1 protein-coding gene is annotated in these 951 nt (G+C 65.6%); it reads right to left on the reverse strand.

Annotated elements, in window-relative coordinates:
• A partial coding sequence (locus tag OP495_RS18345) for an FAD-linked oxidase C-terminal domain-containing protein (protein WP_280571211.1) occupies positions 1-951 on the reverse strand: 951 nt, incomplete at both ends.

Raw genomic sequence — 951 nt, forward strand, 5'->3', positions numbered from 1 at the left:
CTTGAGGCGCTGCAGGCTGGGATACAGCTCACCGAAGAACTGGGGCGCGTATTCCGAACGCACGCCCTTGCCGTGCTCGCCCCACAGCAGGCCGTGATAGCGCTGGGTCAGGGCGGCGACCTGGTCGGAAATCTCGCGGATCAGGGCTTCCTGCGCCGGGTCTTTCATGTCGATGGCCGGGCGTACGTGCAGCACGCCTGCATCGACATGGCCGAACATGCCGTATTCCAGTCCGTGAGCGTCGAGCAGGGCGCGGAACTCGGCGATGTAATCGGCCAGATGCTCGGGTGGTACGGCGGTATCCTCGACGAAGGGAATCGGGCGCTTTTCGCCCTTGGCGTTACCGAGCAGGCCCACCGCGCGCTTGCGCATGGCGTAGACACGACCGATCGTCTCGCGGCCCTCGGCCAGGGTATAGCCCAGACGCTCGACCTGGGTATCGGTGCCGAGGTGCGTACAGAAGGCCTCGACACGTGCTGCCAGGCGTTCGGGGTCGTCGTCGTTGAACTCGATCAGGTTAATGCCGTGGATATCCTCGCCTTCGGCGGGGAAGAACTCGGCCACGCCGTCCCAGACGAAATCCTCCATGGCCAGCGCCAGCACCTTGTCGTCGACCGTCTCGATGGAGGTGGGGCGCGCCTGCGGCTGGGTCGATGAAGAGGCGCCGCTCATCAGCGCCTTGGCGTCGCGCAGGGCGTCCATGAAGCCCCGGTAGCGGACGTTGACCAGTGTCGAATGCTTGGGGATGGGCAGCACGTTGAGCGTCGCCTCGGCGAGGAATCCCAGTGTGCCTTCCGCGCCGCACAGCACGCTGTTGAGGTCGAAGTCGCCGTTGTCACTATACAGGTGCGCCAGGTCGTAACCCGTCAGGCAGCGGTTGAGCGGCGGAAACGTGGCCGCGATCAACGCGCCTTGCGTGTCGGCGATCTCGTGGGCGGTGCGATGCGCCTC

This window comes from Chromohalobacter sp. 296-RDG, assembly GCF_029889885.1.
Classification (GTDB): Bacteria; Pseudomonadota; Gammaproteobacteria; order Pseudomonadales; family Halomonadaceae; genus Chromohalobacter.